Raw genomic sequence first — 25,268 nt, forward strand, 5'->3', positions numbered from 1 at the left:
GAATGTCGACGTTTATCGGACAGCTGTTCGGGTTCGCGGTCATCGTTTATCTGGTGTGGCGATTTATCGTGCCGCTCGTAGGGCGTTTGATGTCCGCACGGCAGGACACGGTGCGCCAACAGCTGGCGGATGCGGCGGCGGCCGCCGACCGGCTGGCGGAGGCGAGTCAAGCTCACACGAAGGCGCTGGAAGACGCCAAGTCGGAAGCGCACCGTGTTGTGGAAGAGGCCAGGACAGATGCCGAACGCATCGCAGAACAACTAGAGGCCCAGGCCGACGTCGAGGCGGAGCGCATCAAAATGCAGGGTGCCCGTCAGGTCGACCTCATCCGGGCACAGCTGACCCGTCAGCTTCGCCTCGAGCTCGGTCACGAATCGGTGCGCCAGGCAAGGGAATTGGTACGCAATCACGTGGCCGATCAGGCACAACAATCGGCCACCGTCGACCGCTTCCTGGATCAGCTCGATGCGATGGCGCCGGCTACGGCCGATGTCGATTACCCACTGCTGGCCAAGATGCGCTCAGCCAGCCGGAGGGCATTAACCAGCCTGGTGGATTGGTTCGGCACCATGGCCCAGGACCTCGACCATCAAGGTCTGACCACCCTCGCCGGCGAGCTGGTGTCGGTAGCAAGACTGCTGGACCGCGAGGCCGTCGTCACCCGCTATCTCACCGTGCCAGCCGAAGATGCGACGCCCAGGATCCGGCTGATCGAACGGCTGGTGTCCGGCAAGGTCGGCGCGCCAACGCTCGAGGTGTTGCGCACAGCCGTATCGAAGCGCTGGTCGGCCAATTCCGATTTGATCGATGCGATCGAACACGTGTCGCGGCAGGCGCTGTTAGAACTCGCCGAACGTGCGGGTCAGGTCGACGAGGTGGAAGACCAGTTATTCCGGTTTTCCCGCATTCTCGACGTGCAGCCCCGGCTTGCCATCCTGTTGGGTGACTGTGCCGTTCCGGCCGAAGGCCGAGTCCGGTTGCTGCGCAAGGTGCTTGAGCGTGCCGACAGTACCGTCAACCCGGTCGTGGTCGCGCTGTTGTCTCACACCGTCGAGCTGCTGCGGGGTCAGGCAGTTGAGGAAGCGGTGCTGTTCCTGGCCGAAGTTGCGGTGGCTCGCCGCGGCGAAATCGTCGCGCAGGTCGGCGCGGCGGCCGAGCTCAGCGATGCTCAGCGCACTCGCCTCACCGAAGTGCTGAGCCGTATCTACGGTCACCCCGTGACCGTGCAGCTGCATATCGACGCCGCGCTGCTGGGCGGATTGTCCATCGCGGTCGGTGACGAAGTGATCGACGGTACGCTCTCGTCTCGTCTAGCTGCGGCCGAGGCACGACTGCCCGACTGAACCCGAACTAGTCAGCACAAACCGAAGTAGGAAGACGAAAAGCTATGGCTGAGTTGACAATCCCCGCTGATGACATCCAGAGCGCAATCGAAGAGTACGTAAGCTCTTTCACCGCCGACACCAGTAGAGAGGAAGTCGGTACCGTCGTCGATGCCGGGGACGGCATCGCACACGTCGAGGGTTTGCCATCGGTGATGACCCAAGAGCTGCTCGAATTCCCGGGCGGAATCCTCGGCGTCGCCCTCAACCTCGACGAGCACAGCGTCGGCGCGGTGATCCTCGGTGACTTCGAGAACATCGAAGAAGGTCAGCAGGTCAAGCGCACCGGCGAAGTCTTATCGGTTCCGGTTGGCGACGGGTTTTTGGGGCGGGTGGTTAACCCGCTCGGCCAGCCGATCGACGGGCGCGGAGACGTCGACTCCGATACTCGGCGCGCGCTGGAGCTCCAGGCGCCCTCGGTGGTGCACCGGCAAGGCGTGAAGGAGCCGTTGCAGACCGGGATCAAGGCGATTGACGCGATGACCCCGATCGGCCGCGGCCAGCGCCAGCTGATCATCGGCGACCGCAAGACCGGCAAAACCGCCGTCTGCGTCGACACCATCCTCAACCAGCGGCAGAACTGGGAGTCCGGTGATCCCAAGAAGCAGGTGCGCTGTGTATACGTGGCCATCGGGCAGAAGGGAACTACCATCGCCGCGGTACGCCGCACACTGGAAGAGGGCGGTGCGATGGACTACACCACCATCGTCGCGGCCGCGGCGTCGGAGTCCGCCGGTTTCAAATGGCTTGCGCCGTACACCGGTTCGGCGATCGCCCAGCACTGGATGTACGAGGGCAAGCATGTGCTGATCATCTTCGACGACCTGACTAAGCAGGCCGAGGCATACCGGGCGATCTCGCTGCTGCTGCGCCGTCCGCCCGGCCGTGAGGCCTACCCCGGCGATGTGTTCTATCTGCATTCGCGGCTTTTGGAGCGCTGCGCCAAACTGTCCGACGATCTCGGTGGCGGCTCGCTAACGGGTCTGCCGATCATCGAGACCAAGGCCAACGACATCTCGGCCTACATCCCGACCAACGTCATCTCGATCACCGACGGGCAATGTTTCCTGGAAACCGACCTGTTCAACCAGGGCGTCCGGCCGGCCATCAACGTCGGTGTGTCGGTGTCCCGAGTCGGCGGCGCGGCGCAGATCAAGGCTATGAAAGAGGTCGCCGGAAGCCTCCGCTTGGACCTTTCGCAATACCGCGAGCTAGAAGCTTTCGCCGCTTTCGCTTCTGATTTGGACGCCGCATCGAAGGCGCAGTTGGAGCGCGGCGCCCGGCTGGTCGAGCTGCTCAAGCAGCCGCAATCCCAGCCCATGCCCGTTGAGGAGCAAGTGGTTTCGATCTTCCTGGGCACCGGCGGTCACCTGGACTCGGTGCCCGTCGAGGACGTCCGGCGGTTCGAAACCGAATTACTGGACCACATGCGGGCCTCCGAAGAAGAGATTTTGACTGAGATCCGGGACAGCCAAAAGCTCACCGAGGAGGCCGCCGACAAGCTCACCGAGGTCATCAAGAACTTCAAGAAGGGCTTCGCGGCCACCGGTGGCGGCTCTGTGGTGCCCGACGAACATGTCGAGGCCCTCGACGAGGATAAGCTCGCCAAGGAAGCCGTGAAGGTCAAAAAGCCGGCGCCGAAGAAGAAGAAATAGCTAACCATGGCTGCCACACTTCGCGAACTACGCGGGCGGATCCGCTCGGCAGGGTCGATCAAAAAGATCACCAAGGCCCAGGAGCTGATTGCGACATCGCGCATCGCCAGGGCGCAGGCTCGGCTCGAGTCCGCTCGGCCCTACGCTTTTGAGATCACCCGGATGCTTACCACCCTGGCCGCTGAAGCCGCACTGGACCATCCGTTGCTCGTCGAGCGCCCGGAGCCGAAACGAGCCGGCGTGCTGGTGGTGTCGTCCGATCGTGGTTTGTGCGGCGCATACAACGCCAATATTTTCCGTCGCTCCGAGGAGCTGTTCTCCCTGCTGAGGGAGGCCGGAAAGCAGCCGGTGCTGTATGTGGTGGGCCGTAAGGCGCAGAACTACTACAGTTTTCGGAACTGGAACATCACCGAGTCGTGGATGGGTTTCTCCGAGCAACCCACGTACGAGAACGCCGCCGAGATCGCTTCGACCTTAGTGGATGCGTTCCTGCTCGGCACCGACAACGGCGAGGATCAACGGTCCGACAGCGGCGAGGGCGTCGACGAACTGCACATCGTTTACACCGAGTTCAAGTCGATGCTGTCGCAATCGGCGGAGGCTCACCGGATCGCCCCCATGGTGGTGGAGTACGTCGAGGAAGACATCGGACCGCGCACGCTGTACTCGTTCGAGCCCGACGCGACGATGCTGTTCGAGTCATTGTTGCCGCGCTACCTGACTACCCGGGTGTACGCGGCGCTGCTGGAGTCCGCGGCGTCGGAGCTTGCCTCGCGGCAACGTGCGATGAAGTCGGCCACCGACAACGCCGATGACCTCATCAAGGCCCTGACGCTGATGGCAAACCGCGAGCGGCAGGCCCAGATCACCCAGGAGATTAGTGAAATCGTCGGTGGCGCAAATGCGCTCGCCGAAGCCCGCTAGGCCCAAGCTAGGTTAGCCCCACGAGGAAGCGAAGAAGATATGACTACCACTGCCGAAAAGACCGACCGGCCGGGAAAGCCGGGAAGCTCCGACACCAGCGGCCGCGTGGTACGGGTCACTGGGCCCGTCGTCGACGTCGAGTTTCCTCGCGGTTCCATCCCCGAGCTGTTCAATGCACTGCACGCTGAGATCACCTTCGAGTCGCTGGCGAAAACCCTCACCTTGGAGGTGGCGCAGCACCTCGGCGACAACCTGGTGCGCACCATCTCGCTGCAGCCGACCGACGGCTTGGTGCGCGGCGTCGAGGTGATCGACACCGGGAGGTCGATCTCGGTGCCGGTCGGTGAGGGTGTGAAGGGCCACGTCTTCAATGCGCTGGGAGATTGCCTGGACGAGCCGGGATATGGCGAAAAATTCGAACACTGGTCGATTCACCGCAAGCCGCCGGCGTTCGAGGAGCTGGAGCCTCGGACCGAGATGCTCGAGACCGGTCTGAAGGTGGTCGACCTGCTGACTCCGTATGTTCGTGGCGGCAAGATCGCACTGTTCGGCGGTGCCGGGGTGGGCAAGACGGTGCTGATTCAGGAGATGATCAACCGCATCGCCCGTAACTTCGGTGGTACGTCGGTGTTCGCCGGAGTGGGCGAGCGCACCCGCGAGGGCAACGATCTGTGGGTCGAGCTTGCCGAAGCCAACGTGCTCAAGGACACCGCGCTGGTATTCGGACAGATGGACGAGCCGCCGGGCACCCGTATGCGTGTTGCGCTGTCTGCGCTGACGATGGCGGAGTGGTTCCGTGACGAGCAGGGTCAAGACGTATTGCTGTTCATCGACAACATCTTCCGGTTCACCCAGGCTGGGTCGGAAGTGTCGACGCTTCTCGGCCGGATGCCGTCGGCCGTGGGATACCAGCCCACGCTGGCCGACGAGATGGGCGAGCTGCAGGAGCGCATCACCTCGACGCGGGGACGCTCGATCACGTCGATGCAAGCCGTCTACGTGCCCGCCGACGACTACACCGACCCAGCGCCGGCGACCACGTTCGCCCACCTGGACGCCACGACCGAGCTATCCCGTGCGGTGTTCTCCAAGGGCATCTTCCCCGCCGTGGACCCGCTGGCGTCCAGCTCGACCATCCTGGACCCCAGCGTTGTCGGGGATGAGCACTACCGCGTGGCCCAGGAAGTCATCCGGATCCTGCAGCGTTACAAGGACCTTCAGGACATTATCGCGATCCTCGGTATCGACGAGTTGTCGGAGGAGGACAAGCAGCTGGTGAACCGCGCCCGGCGTATCGAGCGGTTCCTATCGCAGAACATGATGGCAGCCGAACAGTTCACCGGCCAGCCGGGTTCGACCGTCCCGGTGAAGGAGACCATTGAAGCGTTCGACCGCTTGTGCAAGGGCGATTTCGATCACGTACCCGAACAGGCCTTCTTCTTGATCGGTGGCCTTGATGACCTGGCCAAGAAAGCCGAGAGTCTCGGCGCCAAGCTGTGACGGGAGTTGTGGCATGGCCGAATTGAACGTTGAGATCGTCGCCGTCGACCGGAACATCTGGTCGGGTACGGCGAAGTTTCTGTTCACCCGCACCACCGTCGGTGAGATCGGCATCCTGCCCCGCCACATTCCGTTGGTGGCCCAATTGGTCGATGACGCCATGGTGCGGGTCGAGCGGGAGGGAGAAAAGGACCTGAGGATCGCGGTCGACGGCGGGTTCCTGTCGGTGACCGAGGAGGGCGTCAGCATTCTCGCCGAATCTGCCGAGTTCGAGTCGGAGATCGACGAGGCCGCCGCCAAGCAGGATTCCGAATCCGACGATCCCCGCATCGCTGCCAGGGGCCGCGCCAGATTGCGCGCCGTCGGCGCGATCGACTAACCCGCCGATGAGCGCGCCCATGATCGGCATGGTCGTGCTCGTCGTTGTCCTGGGGTTGGCCGTTCTCGCACTGAGTTATCGTCTGTGGAAGCTGCGCCAGGGGGGAACGGCTGGGATCATGCGGGACATCCCTGCGGTTGGAGGTCACGGCTGGCGCCACGGCGTAATCCGCTATCGCGGCGGCGAAGCCGCGTTCTACCGGCTTTCTAGTCTGCGCTTGTGGCCGGATCGCCGGCTCAGTAGACGGGGTGTGGAGATCATTTCCCGGCGCGCGCCCCGTGGCGACGAATTCGACATCATGACCGACGAGATTGTCGTTGTGGAACTGTGCGACAGCACCCAGGACCGAAGGGTAGGTTACGAGATCGCGCTCGACAGGGGCGCGTTGACCGCATTTCTGTCGTGGTTGGAGTCCCGGCCGTCGCCGCGCGCGCGCCGCCGTAGTATGTGACGCACTGGTCAGCAGACGCAAAAGCCCCCATTTCGGGCTCTACTGACTGATCTGTGGGTGGTTGTGTCGGCCTGGCAGGGTGGGGCGGTGGCCGGCGAGGGTGAGCATGGCTAGGGCGATGAGGGCTTGTGGTGAGCGGAATCCGAACGCGATCCGGGTCAGTAGGCGGATCTTGGTGTTGGTGGATTCGATCAGGCCTTGGGATAGGCCGTGGTCGAGGGCGGCGTCGATGGCCACCCGGTGGCGTTTGATGCGGGCGGCAAGCTCGACGAATACCGGGATGCGACAGCGCTGGGCCCAGGAGATCCACCGGTCCAGGGCCTGTTTACCTTCCTCGCCCTTGACCGAAAACACATGCCGCAGGCTCTCTTTGAGCAGGTAGGCGCGATACAGACGGGGATCGGTCTTGGCGATCCAGGCCAGTTTGGCGCTTTGGCGTTCGGTGAGGTCCTCGGGGTTCTTCCACAGCGCGTAGCGGGCGCCCTTGAGCCGCCGTGCCCGCTCGCGGCCCGGACGTGGTGCGGCGTTCTTACCGGGCCGGCCCCGGCCCCACTTGGGTTCGGTGCGCGCGATCGCCCGTGCGTCGTTCCAGGCTCGGCGCCGCTCGACGTCGAGCGCCTCGGTGGCCCAGGCCACCACATGAAACGGATCGGCGCATTGAATCGCATCCGGGCAGCGCTCGGTGACCACGTCAGCGATCCAGTCCGCGGCATCGGCCGAAACGTGAGTAATCTGGGCGGCCCGCTCAGCGCCCAGGGCATCGAAGAACAAGCCCAGGGTGGCCTTGTCGTGGCCCGGGGCGGCCCACACCAACCGGCCGCTGTCGTGATCGACGACCACCGTCAGGTACCGGTGGTGGCGCTTGTAGGAGATCTCATCGATACCGATGCGGCGCAAGTTCGCGAACCGGTCAATGCGCTTTTCGGTGTCGGCCCAGACCCGGGCCACGATCGCCCCGACGGTGCGCCAGGCGATCCGCATCAACTCGCACACCGCGGTCTTCGAACACGCCACCGCCAGCCAGGCCACCGTGTCATCGAAAGCATACGTGTGCCCGGCATGATGACGCGCCCACGGCACCGCCACCACCGTCGGCCCATGGGTGGGGCAGTTCACCCGCGGCGCCTCGGCCTCCAAGAACACCTCGACGGTGCCCCAATCCAGACTGCGCCATTGGCGCAGGCCCGCACCGCGGTCATACCAGGACGCCTTGCGACCGCAGCGACCACAGCGGCGCAACACTGCACTTCGTGGCCGCACCCGGGCGATCACCCGCGCACCGTCTCCGGCGTCATCCTCCTCGAATTCGATGTCCTCAATCACGGTGCGCTTGTCGACACCCAGCAGCGCACGAAATAGCCTCACATTGCGCACGTCGTTGTCGGCTCCTTGTGTTTCTGATCCTTGACAAGCCAGAAACCTTAAGCCACAACGACGTGCGCCTACTCAGGACACAAACTCACCCACGGAAGTGTCAGAAGAGCCCAAAAACCGTGGGTATTGGGGGCTTTCGCGTCTGCTCGCACGCGGAAGGTGCCGCTAGCTCGCCGTCCTATCACCACCGGGCCGCCACAGCACGTCACCGTCGGGATTGGCTACCCGCGACAGGATGAACAGCAGATCCGACAGCCGGTTCAGGTATTTCGCCGGCAGTACGCTGACGCCTTCCGGGTGAGCGTCGACCGCGGCCCACGCGGATCGCTCGGCCCGGCGAACGACGGTGCGAGCGACGTGCAACAGCGCCGACAGCGGTGAACCACCAGGTAGTACAAAGGATTTTAGTGCAGGCAGGCCCGCGTTGTATGCGTCGCACCACCCTTCGAGCCGATCGATATAGGACTGTGCGATTCGCAGCGGAGGGTGCTTCGGGTTTTCCACTATCGGAGTCGACAGATCCGCACCGGCATCGAACAAGTCGTTCTGGATCTGCCGCAGCACATCCGTGATTTGAGTGTCCGGGTGGCCCAGCGCCAGGGCGGCCCCGATCGCGGCGTTGGCCTCGTCGCAATCCGCGTATGCCACCAGTCGGGCGTCGGTTTTGGCGACACGGGACATATCGCTCAATCCCGTCGTTCCGTCATCGCCGGTTCGGGTATAGATGCGGGTCAGGTGGACTGCCATGAGCAAACGGTACTCGCTGACTGGCTTGGCTCACTGACAAGGCAAAACCCCTTTACTACACTGACCGGGTGGCCGAGCGTTTCGTCGTGACTGGGGGCAACCGGTTATCAGGCGAAGTGGCCGTCGGCGGCGCCAAGAACAGCGTGCTCAAGCTCATGGCTGCGACGTTGTTGGCCGAGGGCACCAGCACGATCACCAACTGTCCCGACATCCTCGATGTGCCGCTGATGGCGGAGGTACTGCGTGGTCTGGGCGCCACCGTCGAACTCGACGGTGACGTGGCCCGGATCACCGCACCTGACGAGCCGAAGTACGATGCCGACTTCGCTGCGGTGCGGCAATTCCGCGCCTCGGTCTGTGTGCTGGGACCGCTGGTCGGGCGGTGCAAACGGGCCAGGGTCGCGCTGCCGGGCGGTGACGCGATCGGGTCGCGTCCGTTGGATATGCACCAGGCGGGCCTACGGCAATTGGGTGCCCACTGCAACATCGAGCACGGCTGCGTGGTAGCCCGAGCGGAAACGTTGCGCGGTGCGGAGATTCAGTTGGAGTTCCCCTCGGTGGGAGCCACCGAGAACATCTTGATGGCCGCCGTGGTGGCCGAGGGAGTCACCACTATTCACAATGCGGCTCGAGAACCCGACGTCGTCGACTTGTGCACGATGTTGAACCAGATGGGCGCACAGGTCGAAGGTGCGGGTTCGCCGACAATGACCATCACCGGTGTCCCGCGGCTGCATCCAACCGAGCACCGGGTGATCGGAGACCGTATCGTTGCCGCCACATGGGGCATCGCTGCCGCAATGACCCGTGGTGATATATCAGTGGCGGGCGTAGACCCGGCGCATCTGCAGCTGGTGCTGCACAAATTGCACGACGCGGGCGCAACCGTCACCCAGACTGACGCCAGCTTCCGGGTGACCCAGTACGAGCGTCCGAAGGCTGTCAACGTTGCGACCTTGCCGTTCCCCGGGTTTCCCACGGATCTGCAGCCGATGGCTATCGCTTTGGCGTCGATCGCCGACGGCACATCGATGATCACGGAGAACGTGTTCGAGGCGCGGTTCCGCTTCGTTGAAGAGATGATCCGGCTCGGTGCAGACGCTCGGACCGACGGGCACCACGCCGTGGTGCGGGGCCTCCCGCAGCTGTCGAGCGCTCCGGTGTGGTGTTCGGACATCCGTGCCGGGGCCGGCTTGGTGCTGGCGGGGCTCGTTGCCGACGGCGACACCGAGGTCCACGATGTATTCCACATCGATCGCGGATATCCGTTGTTCGTGGAGAACCTGGTGAGTCTCGGTGCCGAGATCGAACGGGTATGCTGTTAGGCGACGGTCACCTATGGATATCTATGGATGACCGAACCTGGTCTTGACTCCATTGCCGGATTTGTATTAGACTGGCAGGGTCGCCCCGAAGCGGGCGGAAACAAGCAAGCGTGTTGTTTGAGAACTCAATAGTGTGTTTGGTGGTTTCACATTTTTGTTGTTATTTTTGGCCATGCTCTTGATGCCCCGTTGTCGGGGGCGTGGCCGTTTGTTTTGTCAGGATATTTCTAAATACCTTTGGCTCCCTTTTCCAAAGGGAGTGTTTGGGTTTTGTTTGGAGAGTTTGATCCTGGCTCAGGACGAACGCTGGCGGCGTGCTTAACACATGCAAGTCGAACGGAAAGGTCTCTTCGGAGATACTCGAGTGGCGAACGGGTGAGTAACACGTGGGTGATCTGCCCTGCACTTCGGGATAAGCCTGGGAAACTGGGTCTAATACCGGATAGGACCACGGGATGCATGTCTTGTGGTGGAAAGCGCTTTAGCGGTGTGGGATGAGCCCGCGGCCTATCAGCTTGTTGGTGGGGTGACGGCCTACCAAGGCGACGACGGGTAGCCGGCCTGAGAGGGTGTCCGGCCACACTGGGACTGAGATACGGCCCAGACTCCTACGGGAGGCAGCAGTGGGGAATATTGCACAATGGGCGCAAGCCTGATGCAGCGACGCCGCGTGGGGGATGACGGCCTTCGGGTTGTAAACCTCTTTCACCATCGACGAAGGTCCGGGTTCTCTCGGATTGACGGTAGGTGGAGAAGAAGCACCGGCCAACTACGTGCCAGCAGCCGCGGTAATACGTAGGGTGCGAGCGTTGTCCGGAATTACTGGGCGTAAAGAGCTCGTAGGTGGTTTGTCGCGTTGTTCGTGAAATCTCACGGCTTAACTGTGAGCGTGCGGGCGATACGGGCAGACTAGAGTACTGCAGGGGAGACTGGAATTCCTGGTGTAGCGGTGGAATGCGCAGATATCAGGAGGAACACCGGTGGCGAAGGCGGGTCTCTGGGCAGTAACTGACGCTGAGGAGCGAAAGCGTGGGGAGCGAACAGGATTAGATACCCTGGTAGTCCACGCCGTAAACGGTGGGTACTAGGTGTGGGTTTCCTTCCTTGGGATCCGTGCCGTAGCTAACGCATTAAGTACCCCGCCTGGGGAGTACGGCCGCAAGGCTAAAACTCAAAGGAATTGACGGGGGCCCGCACAAGCGGCGGAGCATGTGGATTAATTCGATGCAACGCGAAGAACCTTACCTGGGTTTGACATGCACAGGACGCGTCTAGAGATAGGCGTTCCCTTGTGGCCTGTGTGCAGGTGGTGCATGGCTGTCGTCAGCTCGTGTCGTGAGATGTTGGGTTAAGTCCCGCAACGAGCGCAACCCTTGTCTCATGTTGCCAGCACGTAATGGTGGGGACTCGTGAGAGACTGCCGGGGTCAACTCGGAGGAAGGTGGGGATGACGTCAAGTCATCATGCCCCTTATGTCCAGGGCTTCACACATGCTACAATGGCCGGTACAAAGGGCTGCGATGCCGCGAGGTTAAGCGAATCCTTAAAAGCCGGTCTCAGTTCGGATCGGGGTCTGCAACTCGACCCCGTGAAGTCGGAGTCGCTAGTAATCGCAGATCAGCAACGCTGCGGTGAATACGTTCCCGGGCCTTGTACACACCGCCCGTCACGTCATGAAAGTCGGTAACACCCGAAGCCAGTGGCCTAACCCTCGGGAGGGAGCTGTCGAAGGTGGGATCGGCGATTGGGACGAAGTCGTAACAAGGTAGCCGTACCGGAAGGTGCGGCTGGATCACCTCCTTTCTAAGGAGCACCACGAAAACGCCCCAACTGGTGGGGCGTAGGCCGTGAGGGGTTCTTGTCTGTAGTGGGCGAGAGCCGGGTGCATGACAACAAAGTTGGCCACCAACACACTGTTGGGTCCTGAGGCAACACTCGGACTTGTTCCAGGTGTTGTCCCACCGCCTTGGTGGTGGGGTGTGGTGTTTGAGAACTGGATAGTGGTTGCGAGCATCAATGGATACGCTGCCGGCTAGCGGTGGCGTGTTCTTTGTGCAATATTCTTTGGTTTTTGTTGTGTTTGTAAGTGTCTAAGGGCGCATGGTGGATGCCTTGGCATCGAGAGCCGATGAAGGACGTGGGAGGCTGCGATATGCCTCGGGGAGCTGTCAACCGAGCGTGGATCCGAGGATTTCCGAATGGGGAAACCCAGCACGAGTGATGTCGTGCTACCCGCATCTGAATATATAGGGTGCGGGAGGGAACGCGGGGAAGTGAAACATCTCAGTACCCGTAGGAGGAGAAAACAATTGTGATTCCGCAAGTAGTGGCGAGCGAACGCGGAACAGGCTAAACCGCACGCATGGGTAACCGGGTAGGGGTTGTGTGTGCGGGGTTGTGGGAGGATATGTCTCAGCGCTACCCGGCTGAGAGGCAGTCAGAAAGTGTCGTGGTTAGCGGAAGTGGCCTGGGATGGTCTGCCGTAGACGGTGAGAGCCCGGTACGCGAAAACCCGGCACCTGCCTAGTATCAATTCCCGAGTAGCAGCGGGCCCGTGGAATCCGCTGTGAATCCGCCGGGACCACCCGGTAAGCCTAAATACTCCTCGATGACCGATAGCGGATTAGTACCGTGAGGGAATGGTGAAAAGTACCCCGGGAGGGGAGTGAAAGAGTACCTGAAACCGTGTGCCTACAATCCGTCAGAGCCTCCTTTTCCTCTCCGGAGGAGGGTGGTGATGGCGTGCCTTTTGAAGAATGAGCCTGCGAGTCAGGGACATGTCGCAAGGTTAACCCGTGTGGGGTAGCCGCAGCGAAAGCGAGTCTGAATAGGGCGACCCACACGCGCATACGCGCGTGTGAATAGTGGCGTGTTCTGGACCCGAAGCGGAGTGATCTACCCATGGCCAGGGTGAAGCGCGGGTAAGACCGCGTGGAGGCCCGAACCCACTTAGGTTGAAGACTGAGGGGATGAGCTGTGGGTAGGGGTGAAAGGCCAATCAAACTCCGTGATAGCTGGTTCTCCCCGAAATGCATTTAGGTGCAGCGTTGCGTGGTTCACCGCGGAGGTAGAGCTACTGGATGGCCGATGGGCCCTACTAGGTTACTGACGTCAGCCAAACTCCGAATGCCGTGGTGTAAAGCGTGGCAGTGAGACGGCGGGGGATAAGCTCCGTACGTCGAAAGGGAAACAGCCCAGATCGCCGGCTAAGGCCCCCAAGCGTGTGCTAAGTGGGAAAGGATGTGCAGTCGCAAAGACAACCAGGAGGTTGGCTTAGAAGCAGCCACCCTTGAAAGAGTGCGTAATAGCTCACTGGTCAAGTGATTGTGCGCCGATAATGTAGCGGGGCTCAAGCACACCGCCGAAGCCGCGGCACATCCACCTTGTGGTGGGTGTGGGTAGGGGAGCGTCCCTCATTCAGCGAAGCCACCGGGTGACCGGTGGTGGAGGGTGGGGGAGTGAGAATGCAGGCATGAGTAGCGACAAGGCAAGTGAGAACCTTGCCCGCCGAAAGACCAAGGGTTCCTGGGCCAGGCCAGTCCGCCCAGGGTGAGTCGGGACCTAAGGCGAGGCCGACAGGCGTAGTCGATGGACAACGGGTTGATATTCCCGTACCCGTGTGTGGGCGCCCGTGACGAATCAGCGGTACTAACCACCCAAAACCGGATCGATCACTCCCCTTCGGGGGTGTGGAGTTCTGGGGCTGCGTGGGAACTTCGCTGGTAGTAGTCAAGCGAAGGGGTGACGCAGGAAGGTAGCCGTACCAGTCAGTGGTAACACTGGGGCAAGCCGGTAGGGAGAGCGATAGGCAAATCCGTCGCTCACTAATCCTGAGAGGTGACGCATAGCCGGTTGAGGCGAATTCGGTGATCCTCTGCTGCCAAGAAAAGCCTCTAGCGAGCACACACACGGCCCGTACCCCAAACCGACACAGGTGGTCAGGTAGAGCATACCAAGGCGTACGAGATAACTATGGTTAAGGAACTCGGCAAAATGCCCCCGTAACTTCGGGAGAAGGGGGACCGGAATATCGTGAACACCCTTGCGGTGGGAGCGGGATCCGGTCGCAGAAACCAGTGAGGAGCGACTGTTTACTAAAAACACAGGTCCGTGCGAAGTCGCAAGACGATGTATACGGACTGACGCCTGCCCGGTGCTGGAAGGTTAAGAGGACCCGTTAACCCGCAAGGGTGAAGCGGAGAATTTAAGCCCCAGTAAACGGCGGTGGTAACTATAACCATCCTAAGGTAGCGAAATTCCTTGTCGGGTAAGTTCCGACCTGCACGAATGGCGTAACGACTTCTCAACTGTCTCAACCATAGACTCGGCGAAATTGCACTACGAGTAAAGATGCTCGTTACGCGCGGCAGGACGAAAAGACCCCGGGACCTTCACTACAACTTGGTATTGATGTTCGGTACGGTTTGTGTAGGATAGGTGGGAGACTGTGAAACCTCGACGCCAGTTGGGGCGGAGTCGTTGTTGAAATACCACTCTGATCGTATTGGGCATCTAACCTCGAACCCTGAATCGGGTTTAGGGACAGTGCCTGGCGGGTAGTTTAACTGGGGCGGTTGCCTCCTAAAATGTAACGGAGGCGCCCAAAGGTTCCCTCAACCTGGACGGCAATCAGGTGGCGAGTGTAAATGCACAAGGGAGCTTGACTGCGAGACTTACAAGTCAAGCAGGGACGAAAGTCGGGATTAGTGATCCGGCACCCCCGAGTGGAAGGGGTGTCGCTCAACGGATAAAAGGTACCCCGGGGATAACAGGCTGATCTTCCCCAAGAGTCCATATCGACGGGATGGTTTGGCACCTCGATGTCGGCTCGTCGCATCCTGGGGCTGGAGCAGGTCCCAAGGGTTGGGCTGTTCGCCCATTAAAGCGGCACGCGAGCTGGGTTTAGAACGTCGTGAGACAGTTCGGTCTCTATCCGCCGCGCGCGTCAGAAACTTGAGGAAACCTGTCCCTAGTACGAGAGGACCGGGACGGACGAACCTCTGGTGCACCAGTTGTCCCGCCAGGGGCACCGCTGGATAGCCACGTTCGGTCAGGATAACCGCTGAAAGCATCTAAGCGGGAAACCTTCTCCAAGATCAGGTTTCTCACCCACTTGGTGGGATAAGGCCCCCCGCAGAACACGGGTTCAATAGGTCAGACCTGGAAGCTCAGTAATGGGTGTAGGGAACTGGTGCTAACCGGCCGAAAACTTACAACACCCTCCCTTTTGGAAAAGGGAGGCAAAAACAAACTCGCAACCACATCCGTTCACGGCGCTAGCCGTGCGTCCACACCCCCCACCAGAACAAATTTGCATAGAGTTACGGCGGCCACAGCGGCAGGGAAACGCCCGGTCCCATTCCGAACCCGGAAGCTAAGCCTGCCAGCGCCGATGATACTGCCCCTCCGGGTGGAAAAGTAGGACACCGCCGAACATACAAAAACACCCCCGGTAACGGTGGTGTTTTTGTATGTTTATATCGACTCAGCCGCTCGCGAGCGGGCGAATTATGGCTTCGATTTTCGCAATGACGATACCCTCGCGGGCGGGGGCGCTCAGTCGAAGAGCGTCAAGTCTGCGGGCGCCCGGCTTTTCTCCAACTCGAGCAGAGCTCGTTTCCGGTTGATTCCACCGCCGTACCCGGTGAGCTTTCCGCTGGCGCCGATCACGCGGTGGCACGGGACGATGATGGCGATGGGATTGTGGCCGTTGGCCAATCCCACGGCGCGTGCGGCGCCGGGGGCGCCGATCTGGTCGGCGATTTCCCCGTAGGACCGGGTTTCCCCGTACGGGATTGTCAGCAATGCTTTCCATACTCGTTGCTGAAAGTCGGTTCCCCGGAGGTCAAGTTCCACATCGAATTCGGTGAGCTCGCCGGCGAAATAAGCGTTGAGTTGGTCGACAGCGCCAGAAAATGCGCCGGGGTCGGGTGTCCAGTGTGTGCGGCTTGGCTCATACGTCTGCTCGAGCATCCGCAGGTTCGTCAACACCGAGCCATGCCCGGCCAGGGTTAATGGCCCGATGGGGCTATCGATGGTGCGGTAGTGAATCATGCGATCTTCTCCTGCGGTGGCCATTGGTTTACCGGATGTTCCAGGGTGGTCCACAGGTGCTGGGTGGCATAGGAGCGCCAGGGGCGCCAGCGAGCGCTGTGCACCGTCAGGGCTCGTCGTTGTGCAGGCAGGCCCAGCTTTTTGGCGGCCAGCCGCAGGCCGAGATCACTGGCCGGAAAGGCGTCCGGGTCACCGAGGCCGCGCATGGCGATGACCTCCGCGGTCCAGGGGCCCACTCCGGGCAGCGCTAGCAACTGCCCGCGGGCGCGTTGCCAGTCACATCCGGCGTCCAGGACCAGACTTTTGTCGGCAAGGCTGGCGACGAGCGCGTTTATGGTCCTTTGACGCGCCTTGGGGACGGCCAGATGGCCGGGATCGATCTCAGCGAGCTGCTCGATCGACGGGAAGGTGTGGGTCAAAGCGCCGTGGCGATCGTGGACCGGCCGTCCGTAGGCGGCGACCAGTCGGCCCGCGTGAGTGCTTGCGGCCTTCGTCGATACCTGTTGGGCGAGGACCGCCCGCACGGCGAATTCTGCCTCGTCGACTGTGCGGGGAATGCGTTGCCCGGGTGCCTTGCCCACCACTGCGCGCAGATCCGGATCGGCGCCCAGCGCCTCGACGATCGCTTCGGGATCGGCGTCGAGGTCCAGCAGCCGTCGGCAACGTGCAGTGGCCGTCATCAGGTCGCGGAAATCATCGAGCACAAGCAGGCAGCGCACATGATCGGGTGCCGGCGTCAGGCTGACGATGCCGTTGCCCCATGGGAGCCGTAGCGTGCGTCGGTACGCACCATCGCGGACCTCTTCGCAACCCGGCACCGCGGTGGCGGCCAGATGGCCGAAAACACCCTCGAAGGCGAATGGTGCACGGACGGGTAGCCGCAGCGACACCGTGCCCGCTGATGCGGTGGCAGACTCGAATCGGGCGGCCGCGCGCGCACGCAATGCCGTCGGTGTGCCGTCGCACGCCAGGCGAACGGTGTCGTTGAACTGACGGATGCTGGAAAACCCGGCGGCGAATGCGACATCGCCGAACGGCAGGTTCGTGGTCTCGATCAGCACCCGGGCGGTCTGCATGCGTTGGGCGCGGGCCAACGCGAGCGGACCGGCGCCGACCACGGCCTGCAACAGCCGCTCCAGCTGGCGAATGGTGTAACCGAGCTGGGCCGCGAGGCCGCTGACACCGTCGCGGTCCACCGTTCCGTCGGCAATCAGCCGCATCGCCCGCGCCACGACGTCACTACGCACATTCCATTCCGGAGACCCAGGCGAGGCGTCGGGGCGGCACCGTTTGCAGGCCCGGAATCCCTCCCCCTGAGCGGCCGCCGCAGTCGGCAGGAACCGGACATTGCGCGCGAACGGTGGCCGGACGGGGCAACTCGGCCGGCAGTAGACACCGGTGGTCAAAACCGCGACGACGAACCAGCCGTCGAACCGGGCGTCTTTGGACTGGATCGCCCGGTAGCAGCGTTCGAAGTCGTCGTGCACCCTTCAACAATTACACCCGCCCACCGACATGACTGGCGGAAAAACGACATTGTGATGGGGTCGTCGTGGGTTCGGGCAGGTTACCTACGCGGCTTGGTCAGCCCGACCGGCTTGGCCAGCCGGACCGGTTGGTCGTGCCCACGAAGTTTCACATGCCTACCCAAAGACCAACGGGCGCGCTCCTCTTCGCTTGCGGCGTCCACGGCCTGTGCCGAAGCCAGCAACTTGCCGGGACGCGATTTGGCCAGTTCGCACAATCGGGCCGCCTCGTTGACCGGCTCCCCGATCACGGTGTACTCGAACCGTTCTCGGGCACCCACGTTGCCGGCAATGACCTGCCCCGCCGCCACGCCGATCCCGGCCTGGCACTCGGGCATTTCGTTGACCAGCCGATCGGCTATCGCCCGCGCGGCGGCCAGTGCCTTGTCTTCGGGACAGGGAAGCCGGTTCGGGGCGCCGAAGATGGTTAGCGACGCGTCCCCCTCGAACTTGTTGACCAATCCGTGGTGGCGGTCGACCTCGTCGACGACAATCGCGAAGAACTTGTTGAGCAGCTTGACGACGTCGGCCGGCGGCCGGCTGGTCACCAATTGCGTCGAGCCGACGATGTCGATGAACACGACGGCGACGTGGCGTTCTTCGCCGCCCAGTTTCGAACGTTCACGCTCGGCGGCGGCGGCGACTTCGCGTCCGACGTGGCGGCCGAACAGATCGCGCACTCGTTCGCGCTCCCGCAGTCCGGCGACCATCGCGTTGAAACCACGCTGCAGCTCGCCGAGTTCGGTGCCGTCGAAGACCACCAGGTTGGTCCGTAGCTCGCCCCGCTCGACGCGCCGCAGCGCCGCACGCACCACCCGCACCGGGGTCGCCGTCAGCCAGGCCAGGATCCACATCAGGATGAACCCGAACACCAATGTGACCATCGAGATGATCAGCACGCCCGTCGCGAACTGCATCCGAGTGAGATTGAGCAGCACCATTTCGAACATCGCCATCAGGGCGATGCCGACGACGGGTACTCCCGAACCGAGCAGCCACACCACCATGGTCCGGCCCAGGATTCCCGGCGCCAACCGGCGTGGCGGCGGCCCGGCCTCGAGCGCCTGGGCGGCGAACGGGCGCAATGCGAACTCGGTATGCAGATAGGTTGCGGTTGCGACCAATACGCCGCAAAAGCTGACCGCGAACAGGAATCGCGGGATGAACGCGTTGTTGATCAGGCCGTAGAGTGTCGTCAAGAGCGCCGTGCCAACACCCCAGAACATGAGGTGGCCCACGGCGACTCGCCAGGGGGCCAGGAAGGTGCGGCGCTCCTCCTCACGAGTCGGTTTCCGTCCTTCGATCGCCCAGCGCAGGGCTTGCACGGTCTGCCTGGTCAGTGCGTAGCTACCCAAAGCGAGGGCTAGCAGGACATAGCCCGGTACCACCCCGAACGTGAGCCACCGTGGCGTGTCGCGAACGATGCTCGGTTCGGGGATGGCGATCGTCACCAATAGCAGGGCAACCCCGATGCCGAGCAGGTTCGCGGTCACGACCAGCGCGGTCAGCATGACCTGGATCCGTACCCGTCGGCGCCGTTGGCTTTCCGAAACCCGCCCAAGCAGCCAGGAGCCGTACGCGGGAGTTTCTGGCAGCCGGCCGCTCTGCCGGGTCACCGTCTCCAGCACCCGACCCAAGCGTTGCGCCGTGCTCTTCTTGGCCGACATTGTGGCGTCAGACTAGTTTGTCGAAGAGTCGGGTGCGACCGGTTGGCGCGCTCGTGTTGTTTGCCCGGCTTAGGTGGGCACGGCCAGCCGAGTCGGCTGCTCATGTCCGCGCAGCGTCACCGTCTCGCCCAAAGACCAATGGGCACGTTCGGTTTCGCTGGCAGCGTGCAGTGTGTCCGAGGATGCTAGCAATCGCGCGGGGTGTGATTTGGCCAGTTCGCACAATCGGGCCGCCTGGTTGACCGGCTTGCCGACCACTGTGTATTCGAATCTTTGCTTGGCGCCGACATTGCCGGCGACGATCTGGCCTGCCGCCACCCCGATGCCGGCTTGGACCTCGGGCATCTCGTTGGCCAGCCGATCGGCTATGGCCCGGGCGGCGGCCAGCGCGGCGTCTTCGGGACGGTCGAGGCGGTTCGGGGCTCCGAAGATGGCCAGGGCGGCGTCGCCTGCGAACTTGTTGATCAGTCCGTGGTGACGGTCGACCTCGTTGACGACGATCGCGAAAAACCGGTTGAGGAGCTTGACCACGTGGGCGGCAGGTTGGTTGTCCACCAGCTGGGTGGAGCCGACGATGTCGACGAAGACGACGGCGGCGTGGCGGTCTTCGCCGCCTAGCTGTGGTCGTTCACGCTCGGCGGCGGCGGCGACTTCGCGTCCGACGTGGCGGCCGAAAAGGTCGCGCACGCGTTCGCGCTCGCGCAGGCCGTTGACCATCGCGTTGAAACCACGCTGCAGCTCACCGAGTTCGGTGCCGTCGAACACCACCAGATCCCCTCGCAGATCCCCCTGCTCGACACGCTTGAGCGCAGCGCGCACCACTCGCACCGGCGCCGCCGTCAGCCAAGCAAGAATCCACATCACGAGAAACCCGAAGATCAACGTGGTTATCGACAGGATCAACACCGCCGACGCGAGCTGCGTTTCGGTCAGATTGTGCACCAATAGGACGTAGAGCGCTGTCGTGGCGATGCCGGTCACAGGCACGCCTGAACCTAGCGACCACACCGTCATCGTTCGGCCCATGATGCCCGGTGCAAACCGTCGTGGCGGTCGTCCCGCTTCGAGTGCTTTAGCGGCTACGGGTCGCAGCGCGAACTCGGTGAACAAGTAGCAATTGGTGGCTACCAAAACGCCGCAGATAGTCACCGAGAACAAAATTATGGTGACGAATACGCGGTTGGCCAGCCCGTAGAGCGTGGCCAACAACGCCCCGCCGATATCCCACAGAATGAGGTGGACGGCTGCCACTCGAAACGGGAGCAGCAAGGTGTTGCGCCCGTCGGCCTGGCTCGGCGCGCGTTCCTCGATCGCCCACCGTATGGACGCTCTGACGATTCGCGTGGTTATCCAGTAGGTGCCGATGGCCAGTGCGAGCGTCGCATAGGCCGGTGCGACCCCGAAGGTGACCCACCATGGGGCGTCGGTGTAGATGCTAGGCACCGGAAAAGCGAAGGTCACCACTAGCAGCGCGACCACGATCCCGGTCAGGTTCGCCGTCATGATATAGACGGTCACGATGCGCTTGATGCGTACCCAGCGACGCGACGGGCTTTCTGACACCCGCCCAAGCAACCAGGAGCCATACGCCGGGGTCTCGGGCAGCTGGCCGCACTGACGGGTCATCGTCTCGAGTGCCTGGCCCAGGCGTTGCGCCATGGTCTTTTTCGCCGGCATGGTGGCGTCAGCCTAATCTGTCGGATGCGCCCCACGGTAAATCGTGTGGGTCTGGTGATCGCCCAGTGCACCGCCGACTATGTCGGCCGACTGAGCAGGCATCTGCAGCTGTTGAACTGGCGACGTCAGCCGGATGGGCTGGTCGTGCCCGCGAAGTGTCACGGTCTCGCCTAAAGACCAACGGGCACATTCGTTTTCACTGGCACCGCGCAACGTTTGCGACGACGCCAACAATCGGCTCGGGTATGATTTTGCCAGTTCGCACAGTCGTGCAGCCTCGTTGACCGGTTCGCCGATCACGGTGTATTCGAACCGTTCGTGGGCGCCGACATTGCCGGCGACAACCTGACCTGCCGCTACCCCGATGCCGGCTTGGCACTCCGGCATTTCGCTGGCTAGCCGGTCGGCGATGGCTCGTGCGGTGGCCAGCGCGGCATCTTCGGGATGGCTCAGGCGGTTGGGGGCCCCGAAGACTGCCAGCGAGGCGTCTCCCTGAAACTTGTTGACAAGTCCACGGTGATGGTTCACTTCATCGACGATTACCGTGAAGAACCGGTTGAGTAGCATCACGACCTCTGCCGCAGGCCGGCTGGTGACCAATTGAGTTGAACCGACGATGTCGACGAAGACGACGGCGACATGGCGCTCTTCGCCGCCCAGTTTTGGTCGCTCGCGTTCGGCTGCTGCGGCGACCTCGCGACCGACGTGGCGGCCGAAGAGATCGCGTACGCGTTCGCGCTCGCGCAGGCCCTCGACCATTCTGTTGAAACCACGCTGTAGCTCACCGAGTTCGGTCCCGTCGAATACGACCAGATCGCCGCTTAGATCGCCCTGCTCTACGCGGTTGAGCGCCTCGCGGACCACGCGCACAGGCGTGGCCGTCAGCCAAGCGAGAATCCACATCAGGATGAATCCGAAGATCAACAGTGGTGCCCACAGGATCAGCACTGTGATCATGAATTGATCATTGGAGAGTTCCCAAAACGTATCGTCGAAGATGGCGGTGAGGGCGACACCGACATTGGGTACGCCTGAACAGAGCAGCCACACCAGCATGGTTCGGCCCACGATGCCTCGCACCAGCGATCGTGGTGTTGCTCCCACTTCGAGCGCCTGGGCGGCCATCGGGCGAAGCGCAAACTCGGTTAACAGATAGCAGCTGGTGGCTGCGACAACGCCGATGACGCCCATCGAAAACAGGAACCGCGGGATAAACAACCGGTTGGCCAGGCCGTAGATTATCGTCCACAACGCTGCGGCGGCGCCCCACAGGAAAAGAACTGCCAACGCCACTCGCAGTGGGACTAGGAAAGCGCTGCGCGCCTCATCATGGCTGGGGGTGCGTTCCTCGATTGCCCACCGCAACGCTCGAGCCGTTTGCCTGGTGAGCCAGTAGGTGCCCAGTATGAAGGCGAGCACGCAGTATCCCGGAACGATCCCGAACGACACCCAATGCGGGGCGTCCAAAATCACGCTTGGTTTCGGAAAGGCGACCGTCAGTAGCATGGCACCGACAATGAGCCCGATCACGTTCGTGACCAAAATGGCGACGGTCAGCATGCCCTGGATACGTACCCGCCGCATCCGTGGGCTCTCCGACACGCGCCCAAGCAGCCATGAGCCGTATGCGGGCGTCTCTGGCCGTCGTCCAGTGCGCGGGCTGAGAGTCTCGACGGCCCCTGGCAAGTGTCGAGTGGTGGCCTTCTCGGATGGCATGGTGACGTCAGCGTAGTGTGTCGGTCACGCTCTAAGGAACAACGTCGTTGCGCGCTCTAAGGTGAGTCGGGTGCGTCTAGTCATCGCCCAGTGCACTGTCGACTACATCGGCCGGCTCACCGCGCATCTGCCGTCCGCGCGCCGGCTGTTGCTGTTCAAGGCCGACGGATCGGTCAGCGTACATGCTGACGACCGCGCCTACAAGCCGTTGAACTGGATGAGTCCGCCGTGCTGGTTGACCGAAGAGTCCGGCGGCCAGGCGCCAGTGTGGGTGGTCGAGAACAAGGCCGGCGAGCAGCTGCGCATCACTATCGAAGGAATCGAGCACGACAGTAGCCACGAGCTGGGCGTGGACCCCGGGCTGGTCAAGGACGGCGTCGAGGCCCACTTGCAGGCGTTGCTCGCCGAGCACATCCAATTGCTGGGCGAAGGGTACACGCTGGTCCGCCGCGAGTACATGACCGCGATCGGACCCGTCGACCTGCTGTGCAGCGACGAACGAGGTGGCTCGGTCGCGGTGGAAATCAAGCGGCGTGGCGAGATCGACGGCGTGGAGCAGCTGACCCGCTACCTCGAGTTGCTCAACCGCGACAGTGTGCTCGCGCCGGTCAAGGGGGTGTTTGCCGCTCAACAGATCAAGCCGCAGGCTCGGATTCTGGCCACCGACCGCGGGATCCGTTGTTTGACATTGGATTACGACACAATGCGCGGGATGGATAGCGGCGAGTACCGGCTGTTCTGAGTTGCGCGATTAAACTGATGCGATGGCTCGGCGCCGCAAACCGCTGCACCGGCAGCGGCCGGAACCGCCGTCGTGGGCCCTGCGCCGAGTGGAAGCGGGGCCCGATGGCCACGAGTATGAAGTACGACCGGTCGCTGCGGCCCGCGCCGTCAAGACCTATCGCTGTCCGGGGTGTGATCACGAAATCCGTTCCGGTACTGCACATGTGGTAGTGTGGCCGACTGACTTGCCGCAAGCCGGCGTCGATGACCGGCGTCACTGGCACACCCCGTGCTGGGCGAACCGAGCAACCCGCGGTCCGACTCGAAAATGGACCTAGGCTTTTGGCGGCTGGTGCGCCCTGCTGGTGCGCCTTAGGGGGCCGGCTCCACCAACTCGATCAGAACCCCGCCGGCGTCTTTCGGGTGGATGAAGTTGATCCGTGAGTTCGCGGTGCCACGCCTGGCCGTCTCGTAGACCAGCCGGACGCCCTGGGAGCGCAGCCGCCGACACATGGCGTCAAGATCGCTGACCCGGCACGCCAGCTGTTGGATGCCTGGCCCGCGCTTGTCCAGGAACTTCGCTATCACCGAGGATTCGTCGAGCGGGGCCATCAACTGGATTTGCGCCGCGGAGCCCGGCACCGCCAGCAGTGCCTCGCGGATGCCCTGATCGTCGTTGATTTCCTCGTGGACCAGGATCATGCCAAGGTGGTCGTGATACCACTCGATGGCAACGTCCAGGTCGGCGACCGCAATACCGACGTGATCGAGTCCAGTTACCAACGAGGTAGCCAGCATGTGACGGGCGTGGACTTGATCGGTCGTCATCACACAACGGTAACCTGAAGGGAAAGAATCTGCTTCTCCGGGTCGGTCAGATCGGCTTTCGGGTGCGCTGAGGAGGTAGTCATAACGACATCGGTGATTGTTGCTGGCGCGCGTACACCCATCGGCAAGTTGATGGGCTCCCTGAAGGATTTCAGCGCCAGCGAGCTGGGTGCCATCGCCATTAAGGGCGCCCTGGAGAAGGCCAACGTGCCGGCGTCCTTGGTCGAGTACGTGATCATGGGCCAGGTGTTGACCGCGGGTGCCGGGCAAATGCCCGCACGGCAGGCGGCAGTGGCGGCCGGCATCGGTTGGGATGTCCCTGCGCTGACGATCAACAAGATGTGCCTGTCCGGCATCGACGCAATCGCGCTGGCTGATCAACTCATTCGGGCCAGAGAGTTCGACGTGGTGGTGGCCGGCGGTCAGGAGTCGATGACGAAGGCGCCCCACCTGTTGATGAATAGCCGGTCGGGTTACAAGTACGGCGACGTTACGGTTTTGGACCACATGGCCTACGACGGTCTGCACGACGTGTTCACCGATCAGCCGATGGGCGCGCTCACCGAGCAACGCAACGACGTCGACATGTTCACCCGCTCCGAACAGGACGAGTACGCGGCTGCGTCCCACCAAAAGGCGGCCGCGGCATGGAAGGACGGCGTATTCGCCGACGAGGTGATCCCGGTGAACATCCCGCAGCGCACGGGCGATCCACTGCAGTTCACCGAGGACGAGGGGATCCGCGCCAACACCACCGCCGCCGCGCTGGCCGGTCTGAAGCCGGCGTTCCGTGGCGACGGCACCATCACCGCCGGGTCGGCGTCACAGATCTCCGACGGTGCGGCCGCGGTGGTGGTCATGAACCAGGAAAAGGCCCAGGAACTGGGGCTGACCTGGCTAGCCGAGATCGGCGCCCACGGTGTGGTGGCCGGGCCGGATTCCACACTGCAATCGCAGCCGGCCAACGCGATCAACAAGGCGCTGGATCGCGAGGGCATCTCGGTGGACCAGCTCGACGTGGTGGAGATCAACGAGGCGTTCGCTGCGGTGGCATTGGCCTCGATACGCGAACTCGGGCTGAACCCCCAGATCGTCAACGTCAACGGTGGTGCGATTGCCGTCGGGCATCCCCTCGGCATGTCAGGGACGCGAATCACGCTACATGCGGCGCTGCAGTTGGCACGCCGGGGATCGGGCGTCGGGGTTGCCGCATTGTGCGGGGCTGGCGGGCAGGGCGACGCACTGATATTGCGGGCCGGATAGCGGTTGAGGGGTCGGTGGCGGCCAGTGTGATCTTGGTCATACCAACCGATCGCGGTATGTCGGCTCCTGCCGCAGGG

Annotated in this window: 18 protein-coding genes, 3 rRNA genes, 1 other RNA gene and 3 other annotated features; of the genes, 14 read left to right on the forward strand and 8 right to left on the reverse strand. The window is 62.7% G+C overall.

Features of this window, described 5'->3' with window-relative positions; all coding sequences use genetic code 11:
* The first annotated feature begins 2 nt into the window (after window positions 1-2).
* Genes atpH through Rv1312 form a run of 6 tightly spaced genes read left to right on the forward strand, consistent with a single transcriptional unit; the run spans window position 3 to window position 6,291 of the window.
* The gene (atpH, locus tag Rv1307) at window positions 3-1,343 is read left to right on the forward strand and encodes an ATP synthase subunit b/delta (RefSeq protein NP_215823.1); all 1,341 of its coding nucleotides are present in this window, start codon (window positions 3-5) and stop codon (window positions 1,341-1,343) included.
* Window positions 1,344-1,387: 44 nt separating this feature from the next.
* Window positions 1,388-3,037 (forward strand): ATP synthase subunit alpha, encoded by a 1,650-nt coding sequence (gene atpA / locus Rv1308; protein NP_215824.1) that lies wholly within the window; start codon window positions 1,388-1,390, stop codon window positions 3,035-3,037.
* Window positions 3,038-3,043: 6 nt separating this feature from the next.
* Window positions 3,044-3,961 carry an ATP synthase subunit gamma gene (gene atpG, locus Rv1309; RefSeq protein NP_215825.1) on the forward strand — a complete coding sequence of 306 codons (918 nt, stop codon included), beginning with the start codon at window positions 3,044-3,046 and terminating at the stop codon, window positions 3,959-3,961.
* Window positions 3,962-4,000: 39 nt separating this feature from the next.
* The gene (atpD, locus tag Rv1310) at window positions 4,001-5,461 is read left to right on the forward strand and encodes an ATP synthase subunit beta (protein NP_215826.1); all 1,461 of its coding nucleotides are present in this window, start codon (window positions 4,001-4,003) and stop codon (window positions 5,459-5,461) included.
* A 13-nt stretch (window positions 5,462-5,474) separates the two neighbouring features.
* Window positions 5,475-5,840 carry an ATP synthase subunit epsilon gene (gene atpC, locus Rv1311; protein NP_215827.1) on the forward strand — a complete coding sequence of 122 codons (366 nt, stop codon included), beginning with the start codon at window positions 5,475-5,477 and terminating at the stop codon, window positions 5,838-5,840.
* 7 nt (window positions 5,841-5,847) lie between these two features.
* Entirely contained in the window at window positions 5,848-6,291 is a 444-nt protein-coding gene (locus tag Rv1312; RefSeq protein ID NP_215828.1) for a hypothetical protein, read from the forward strand.
* Window positions 6,292-6,302: 11 nt separating this feature from the next.
* Window positions 6,303-6,321: a repeat region (19 bp inverted repeat, GCAGACGCAAAAGCCCCCA, at the left end of IS1557), on the forward strand.
* Window positions 6,303-7,811 (reverse strand) — a mobile genetic element (IS1557-2, len: 1509 nt. Insertion sequence IS1557.). (Overlaps the previous feature by 19 nt.)
* On the opposite strand, the gene Rv1313c is transcribed toward Rv1312, so the two are convergent.
* Together Rv1313c and Rv1314c are read right to left on the reverse strand one after the other, a co-directional pair.
* Complete coding sequence (locus Rv1313c; protein NP_215829.1) at window positions 6,331-7,665, reverse strand: insertion sequence element IS1557 transposase; 1,335 nt, start codon at window positions 7,663-7,665, stop codon at window positions 6,331-6,333. It overlaps the preceding feature by 1,335 nt.
* Window positions 7,793-7,811, reverse strand: a repeat region (19 bp inverted repeat, GCAGACGCGAAAGCCCCCA, at the right end of IS1557. Single base difference at 3-end.).
* Window positions 7,812-7,830: 19 nt before the next feature.
* Window positions 7,831-8,412: a cob(I)yrinic acid a,c-diamide adenosyltransferase gene (locus tag Rv1314c; protein ID NP_215830.1), complete on the reverse strand. Its 582-nt coding sequence runs from the start codon at window positions 8,410-8,412 to the stop codon at window positions 7,831-7,833.
* 68 nt (window positions 8,413-8,480) lie between these two features.
* On the opposite strand from Rv1314c, the gene murA reads away from it, so the two are divergent.
* From murA to rrf, 5 genes are all read left to right on the forward strand, one after another.
* Window positions 8,481-9,737 (forward strand): UDP-N-acetylglucosamine 1-carboxyvinyltransferase, encoded by a 1,257-nt coding sequence (murA, locus tag Rv1315; RefSeq protein ID NP_215831.1) that lies wholly within the window; start codon window positions 8,481-8,483, stop codon window positions 9,735-9,737.
* A gap of 41 nt (window positions 9,738-9,778) precedes the next feature.
* Window positions 9,779-9,902, forward strand: a non-coding RNA gene (gene mcr3 / locus RVnc0021) — Putative small regulatory RNA.
* Window positions 9,903-10,005: 103 nt separating this feature from the next.
* A 16S ribosomal RNA gene (gene rrs, locus Rvnr01) occupies window positions 10,006-11,542 on the forward strand.
* 275 nt (window positions 11,543-11,817) lie between these two features.
* Window positions 11,818-14,955, forward strand: a 23S ribosomal RNA gene (gene rrl / locus Rvnr02).
* Window positions 14,956-15,058: 103 nt separating this feature from the next.
* A 5S ribosomal RNA gene (gene rrf / locus Rvnr03) occupies window positions 15,059-15,173 on the forward strand.
* The 16S, 23S and 5S rRNA genes sit together here, the layout of an rRNA operon.
* A 120-nt stretch (window positions 15,174-15,293) precedes the next feature.
* Here rrf and ogt read toward each other — a convergent pair.
* The 5 genes from ogt to Rv1320c form a co-directional block, all read right to left on the reverse strand.
* Window positions 15,294-15,791 (reverse strand): methylated-DNA--protein-cysteine methyltransferase, encoded by a 498-nt coding sequence (ogt, locus tag Rv1316c; protein ID NP_215832.1) that lies wholly within the window; start codon window positions 15,789-15,791, stop codon window positions 15,294-15,296.
* On the reverse strand, window positions 15,788-17,278 hold the full coding sequence (alkA, locus tag Rv1317c; protein NP_215833.1) for a bifunctional regulatory protein/DNA repair enzyme AlkA: 1,491 nt from the start codon (window positions 17,276-17,278) through the stop codon (window positions 15,788-15,790). The genes ogt and alkA overlap by 4 nt, the downstream gene beginning before the upstream one ends.
* An 80-nt stretch (window positions 17,279-17,358) precedes the next feature.
* The gene (locus Rv1318c) at window positions 17,359-18,984 is read right to left on the reverse strand and encodes an adenylate cyclase (protein NP_215834.1); all 1,626 of its coding nucleotides are present in this window, start codon (window positions 18,982-18,984) and stop codon (window positions 17,359-17,361) included.
* 69 nt (window positions 18,985-19,053) lie between these two features.
* On the reverse strand, window positions 19,054-20,661 hold the full coding sequence (locus Rv1319c) for an adenylate cyclase (RefSeq protein ID NP_215835.1): 1,608 nt from the start codon (window positions 20,659-20,661) through the stop codon (window positions 19,054-19,056).
* A 12-nt stretch (window positions 20,662-20,673) separates the two neighbouring features.
* Window positions 20,674-22,377, reverse strand: a complete 1,704-nt coding sequence (locus Rv1320c; protein ID NP_215836.1) for an adenylate cyclase — start codon at window positions 22,375-22,377, stop codon at window positions 20,674-20,676.
* A 61-nt stretch (window positions 22,378-22,438) separates the two neighbouring features.
* Here Rv1320c and Rv1321 point away from each other — a divergent pair, with 61 nt between their 5' ends.
* Window positions 22,439-23,119 carry an endonuclease NucS gene (locus tag Rv1321; protein ID NP_215837.1) on the forward strand — a complete coding sequence of 227 codons (681 nt, stop codon included), beginning with the start codon at window positions 22,439-22,441 and terminating at the stop codon, window positions 23,117-23,119.
* 22 nt (window positions 23,120-23,141) lie between these two features.
* Entirely contained in the window at window positions 23,142-23,438 is a 297-nt protein-coding gene (locus Rv1322; RefSeq protein NP_215838.1) for a hypothetical protein, read from the forward strand.
* Window positions 23,439-23,472: 34 nt separating this feature from the next.
* Here the strand turns inward: Rv1322 and Rv1322A are convergent, their stop codons facing one another.
* On the reverse strand, window positions 23,473-23,931 hold the full coding sequence (locus Rv1322A) for a hypothetical protein (protein YP_177643.1): 459 nt from the start codon (window positions 23,929-23,931) through the stop codon (window positions 23,473-23,475).
* Between the two features lie 90 nt (window positions 23,932-24,021).
* Here Rv1322A and fadA4 point away from each other — a divergent pair, with 90 nt between their 5' ends.
* Window positions 24,022-25,191, forward strand: a complete 1,170-nt coding sequence (fadA4, locus tag Rv1323; RefSeq protein NP_215839.1) for an acetyl-CoA acetyltransferase — start codon at window positions 24,022-24,024, stop codon at window positions 25,189-25,191.
* Window positions 25,192-25,268: the final 77 nt, after the last annotated feature.

Source organism: Mycobacterium tuberculosis H37Rv, assembly GCF_000195955.2.
Classification (GTDB): domain Bacteria; phylum Actinomycetota; class Actinomycetes; order Mycobacteriales; family Mycobacteriaceae; genus Mycobacterium; species Mycobacterium tuberculosis.

What these genes read in the sequence shown, in the direction of transcription:
- atpH (NP_215823.1), top strand. Translation starts at nt 3, where the DNA reads ATGTCGACGTTTATCGGACAGCTGTTCGGGTTCGCGGTCATCGTTTAT.
- atpA (NP_215824.1), top strand. Translation starts at nt 1,388, where the DNA reads ATGGCTGAGTTGACAATCCCCGCTGATGACATCCAGAGCGCAATCGAA.
- atpG (NP_215825.1), top strand. Translation starts at nt 3,044, where the DNA reads ATGGCTGCCACACTTCGCGAACTACGCGGGCGGATCCGCTCGGCAGGG.
- atpD (NP_215826.1), top strand. Translation starts at nt 4,001, where the DNA reads ATGACTACCACTGCCGAAAAGACCGACCGGCCGGGAAAGCCGGGAAGC.
- atpC (NP_215827.1), top strand. Translation starts at nt 5,475, where the DNA reads ATGGCCGAATTGAACGTTGAGATCGTCGCCGTCGACCGGAACATCTGG.
- Rv1312 (NP_215828.1), top strand. Translation starts at nt 5,848, where the DNA reads ATGAGCGCGCCCATGATCGGCATGGTCGTGCTCGTCGTTGTCCTGGGG.
- Rv1314c (NP_215830.1), bottom strand. Translation starts at nt 8,412, where the DNA reads ATGGCAGTCCACCTGACCCGCATCTATACCCGAACCGGCGATGACGGA.
- ogt (NP_215832.1), bottom strand. Translation starts at nt 15,791, where the DNA reads ATGATTCACTACCGCACCATCGATAGCCCCATCGGGCCATTAACCCTG.
- Rv1318c (NP_215834.1), bottom strand. Translation starts at nt 18,984, where the DNA reads ATGTCGGCCAAGAAGAGCACGGCGCAACGCTTGGGTCGGGTGCTGGAG.
- Rv1319c (NP_215835.1), bottom strand. Translation starts at nt 20,661, where the DNA reads ATGCCGGCGAAAAAGACCATGGCGCAACGCCTGGGCCAGGCACTCGAG.
- Rv1320c (NP_215836.1), bottom strand. Translation starts at nt 22,377, where the DNA reads ATGCCATCCGAGAAGGCCACCACTCGACACTTGCCAGGGGCCGTCGAG.
- Rv1322 (NP_215838.1), top strand. Translation starts at nt 23,142, where the DNA reads ATGGCTCGGCGCCGCAAACCGCTGCACCGGCAGCGGCCGGAACCGCCG.